The 4944-nt window shown below is 50.2% G+C and carries 2 protein-coding genes; both read right to left on the reverse strand.

Annotation, left to right across the window (positions count from 1 at the left end; translation table 11 throughout):
- Nucleotides 1-79 precede the first annotated feature (79 nt).
- Nucleotides 80-1951, reverse strand: coding sequence for a hypothetical protein (locus HMPREF3050_RS10285; RefSeq protein WP_070774714.1), 1872 nt, complete (start codon nucleotides 1949-1951; stop codon nucleotides 80-82).
- Nucleotides 1952-1996: 45 nt separating this feature from the next.
- The gene (gene polA, locus HMPREF3050_RS10290) at nucleotides 1997-4786 is read right to left on the reverse strand and encodes a DNA polymerase I (RefSeq protein ID WP_070774716.1); all 2790 of its coding nucleotides are present in this window, start codon (nucleotides 4784-4786) and stop codon (nucleotides 1997-1999) included.
- Nucleotides 4787-4944 lie beyond the last annotated feature (158 nt).

Consider the following 4944-nt stretch of genomic DNA (forward strand, 5'->3'; position numbering starts at 1 on the left):
GTAGGTCAGATTCTCGAATCTGACGGCTTTTGAGGTGGCAGTGGCTTTTGTCGGATACAAGTATCCGACCTACTGCTGGTTAATCCTTTTTAATCGGCGGATTGGCATTAATCGGCAACGACGAGCGGGAAACTTTAACGTTTGGATAATGCTTGCGCATCAAATGCTGAAACACTTCCGCCTTGCGCTCTTTTCCACTCTTTTCGTAATTCGTTCCCAAAATGACTTCGTCCACAATATCGCGTATATCGGCATAAGGCAGATAGACGGATTTTGTGGTTGGGCAATATTCGATTTTGTCCGAACCGATTTGTTCAATTTTCAGCAATCGGAACTCTTCCTCATCACGGAAAGCAAAATCTTTAAATAGATAGCGGATATATTCCAAAGCTTTTTTGTCTTCATCGCTGATATTATTAGATTTTTCCATTAACTCCATCAACGCTTTTTCAAGCTTGTCGATACGCAATTGATGCCAACTTGGATTTTTTCCTACAGGTTTTAATCGAATGCCGAATTTTAGTTTATTCTTATTCAACAACCATTTACCACATTTCTCTTCAGCAATATATTCATCGTGATAAGCGATATAAGCTACCTGATAAAGCGGCAGGTTTTCATCTTCCGAACCCGCTACATCTGCCTCTATTGACTCTTTGAAACCTTTATTCTGTTTATTTGTAAAACTTCTGAACGAAGCAGAAATATCAGGCTCTTTCAACCAATCCCCGCTTTTATTAAATACCAAGCAGCAACCCGACGCTTCTACGCCGTTTTCTTTACCATACAGGCGGAACTGGTTCAAATCGTTTACGCGGCTGGAAAAGCAGGTAAAGAAAGCATTATAGGCAGGGCATTCAGCCTTGTTTTCCAATTCCAAATCCTGCAGATTCAGCAGCTCCAACAGCCCTTCCCCTTCGGTCGGGTCGTTCATATAAGTGGAGCTGCCAATTCTCATTGGACTAACCTTATTACTGTCAACAGAAACTTTATCATCGGCTTTATCACTGACAATGCCGAATAATCTTTCGCATACTGAAGGCGAAGTATAATGGGCAAGAGGAGTTGATCCTAATTCCATAGGAGGGATATTTAAAACTGCCAGAATGGTAGTGATGGCGTTTATTAATCCTCCTTCTTGAGTTTGAAATAAATCTCGTTGTATTTTCTGTTCTTTCCATTCGAAATATCTGCCCCATCTTTCTTGAACTGATGATAGTAATTTCTTAGAAAGCTCCAGTCGTTGTTGACAATATTTATCATTCTGTTCAAGCTCAGCTGCCACTTCAGTTTCGACCTTTAGGGCCTGCTGAAAATAACAAATGCCTAGTATAGATTCGGCTTCGTTCTGTTTCTGAATGCTGTTTTTGCCCTCCAACTGTTTAGCAAGATACAAATACTGTTGAAAATGCTCAATAGCCTGCCTAAACAACTCATCCGCAGCATTACCTTTGGCTTGTATTGTCTGTATTAAATGGCAAAAACCTAGCCAAGATTGAGCATTGATTTGTTCCTGAATACTGTTTGTGCCTTTCAACTTTTTGGCAAATTCCAACGATTGCTGGAAATGCTCAACTGCCTGTACAAATAACTGTTCCGAATCCTTTCCTCTAACTTTCATCGCTTGCTTTAAATAGCAATGACCTAACCAATGTTGGGCATGGTTTTGTTCTTGAAAGCTGTTTTGTTCATCTACCAGCTGTTCGGCAAGCAATAATTGCTGGTGGAAATGCTCAACTGCCTGTACAAATAACTGTTCCGAATCCTTGCCTTTGGCTTTCATCGCCTGCTCTAAATAGCAACGGCCTAGCCAATGTTGTGCATTGATCAGAATCTTGCTCTTTTTATCTTCAATCCCATCTAAAGCCTGATTCAGCTTCTCAATCGCTTCGTCAAATTTTTTGTTATTAAATAACTCTATGCCTTCATTAATTAAATCTTGAGCATTCATTGTCTTATCCCTTTCTCAAAACAATCTGTTAAACGTCATACCATCTCAATGCGCCTCTTCCCAATTCATTCCCACGCCAACCTCAGCCACCAGCGGCACTTTCAATATCCCTTCATCCACTTTCGCCATAATCTGCGGCAGTTTTTCTTTCACTAAATCCAGCTCGGCTTCGGGTACTTCCAGCACCAGTTCGTCATGCACCTGCATAATCAGTTTGCTTTGCAAGAGATCGTCTGAAAGCCAGCGGGACACGTCTATCATGGCGCGTTTGATGAGGTCGGAGGCGGTGCCTTGCATGGGGGCGTTGATGGCGGCGCGTTCGGCTCCGGCGCGGGCGTTGGCGTTTTTGTTGCGGATGTCGGGCAGGTAGAGGCGGCGGCCGAACAGGGTTTCGACGAAGCCTTGGGCGGCGGCTTGTTCTTTGGTGCGCTGCATGTATTCGGCGACGCCGGGATAGCGGGCGAAGTAGCGGTCGATGAAGGTTTTGGCGGACAGGTTGTCTATGCCCAATGATTTCGCGAGGCCGTATTGGCCCATGCCGTAAATGAGGCCGAAGTTGATGGTTTTGGCGTAGCGGCGTTGTTCGGACGAGACGTTTTCGGGGGCGATGCCGAATACTTCGGCGGCGGTTCGGCGGTGTACGTCTTCGCCGTTTTGGAACGCGGTGATGAGGGTTTTGTCGCCGGAGAGGTGCGCCATGATGCGCAGCTCGATTTGGGAATAGTCGGCGGAAACGATGACGCTGCCTTGCGGTGCGGTGAAGGCGCGGCGCACGCGGCGGCCTTCGGCGGTGCGGATGGGGATGTTTTGCAGGTTGGGGTTGTTGCTGGCAAGGCGGCCGGTAATGGCAACGGCTTGGGCGTAGGTGGTATGCACGCGACCGTCTTTGGGAGAAATCATTTCGGGCAGTTTGTCGGTGTAGGTGGATTTGAGTTTCGCCAAGCTGCGGTTTTGCAGGATGATTTTGGGCAGGGGGTAGTCGGGCGCGAGCTGTTCGAGCACGGCTTCGTTGGTGGAAATGCCGCCTTTGGCGGTTTTTTTCAGGCCTTTGGTGGGGATGCCCATTTTGTCGAACAGGATTTCTTGCAGTTGTTTGGGCGAGTTGAGGTTGAACGGCTGGCCTGCGGCGGCGTAGGCTTCTTGTTCGAGCTTCATCAGCTCGGCGCCGAGTTCTGCGCTTTGACGGGCGAGTTCGGCGCGGTCGATTTGCACGCCGTTGCGTTCCATTTCAAACAATACCTGCGCGACGGGAAGCTCCATTTTTTCATACATTTCAAGCTGTTTGGCGTCCATTTGCGCGCGCAGGTGCGCTTCGAGACGCAGGGCGAAATCGGCGTCTTGGGCGGCGTATTCGGTTGCCTGCTCAATGGCAACGTCGGCAAAACCGATTTGCTTCGCGCCTTTGCCGCACAGCGATTCGTAGGTAATGGTTTTCAAGCCGAGCCAGCGTTCGGACAATTCGTCCAATCCGTGTCCGAGATGGCTCTCGATGATATAGGAAGCGAGCATGGCGTCGCCGGCAATGCCGTTCAGGGCGATGCCGTAGTTGGCGAAAACGTGTTGGTCGTATTTGAGGTTTTGCCCGATTTTTTTCAGGGCGGGGTTTTCCAAATGCGGTTTCAGACGACCTAATACGTCCTGCAAATCAAGCTGTTCGGGCGCGGCGGTCAGGCTGTGCCCTACGGGGATATAAACCGCTTCGCCTGCCTGGAACGCGATGCTGATGCCGACCAGCGCGGCGTTCATCGCGTCTAGGGACGTGGTTTCCGTATCGATGCCGATTGTGTCCGCCTGCGCCAGTCTGTCTAACAAAGCGGCAAACTGAGCTTCGGTGGTAATGGCTTGATAATCCAGTTTTTCAGGGGCTGGGGCGAGTTCGGGTTGTTTTTCAGGCTGTGTTTCCATCGCCAATGCGGCTTGTTCGCCGATATGCTCGCTACCGAATAAATCTGTGTTTTGCGCTTCGTGCATACGGCTTTCTGCCTCTTTCAGCCAAGTGCGGAAACCCCAGCGTTTGAAATCGACAACCAGTTGCGCCCATTTGGGCGTAGTGCGGCGCAGGCTTTCGAGGCCGTCTGAAAGCTCGGTGTGCAAATCCACATCGGTTTTAATCGTTACCAAATCATACGACAGCGGCAGTTGGGGCAGCGCGGCTTGCAGGTTTTCGCCGACCTTGCCCTTGATTTCCGCAGCGTGTTCCATCACACCAGCCAGCGAGCCATAGGCTTCCAGCCACTTCACCGCCGTTTTCGGGCCGCACTTCTCCACGCCCGGCACATTGTCCACCTTGTCGCCCATCAGCGCGAGATAATCGCGGATTTGGTCGGGGCGCACGCCGAATTTCTCCTTCACGCCTTCAATATCCAGCGTTTCGCCGCTCATCGTGTTCACCAGCGTCACGCGCTCGTTCACCAACTGCGCCATATCCTTATCGCCGGTGGATACCACCACATTCCAACCTGCTTCGCCTGCCATCGCCGCCAGCGTGCCGATAACGTCGTCCGCTTCCACTTGCGGAATCACCAGCACCGGCCAGCCCATCAGCCGCACCAAATCCGGCAAGGCTTCCGCCTGCGGGCGCAAATCGTCCGGCATCGGCGGGCGCGTCGCCTTGTAGTCGGGGAACATCTCGTGGCGGAAATTCTTGCCCTTCGCATCAAACACCACCGCGCAATAATCGTGCACATAATCCGCCCGCAGACGGCGCAACATGTTCAACACGCCGTAAAGCGCACCCGTCGGCGCACCGTCAGGCGCGGACAACTGCGCCATCGCGTGATAAGCGCGGTAAAGATAAGAAGAGCCGTCAACGAGGAGAAGGGTGGGTTTGGACATGGTGAACCTGCTTGAAATGAGTGAAAAATAGATGGACGGATTATAAAGGAAAAGCTCGGTTCTCCCCATGTATCCGCAAATGTGTTTCAGCGAGTTTTAGGGGCTGTCGACATTTAATTTTCCAAGTGGATTTTTGTTCACAAAGCGGAAGATTCAAG

The organism is Neisseria sp. HMSC065D04 (assembly GCF_001815675.1).
Taxonomy (GTDB): Bacteria; Pseudomonadota; Gammaproteobacteria; order Burkholderiales; family Neisseriaceae; genus Neisseria.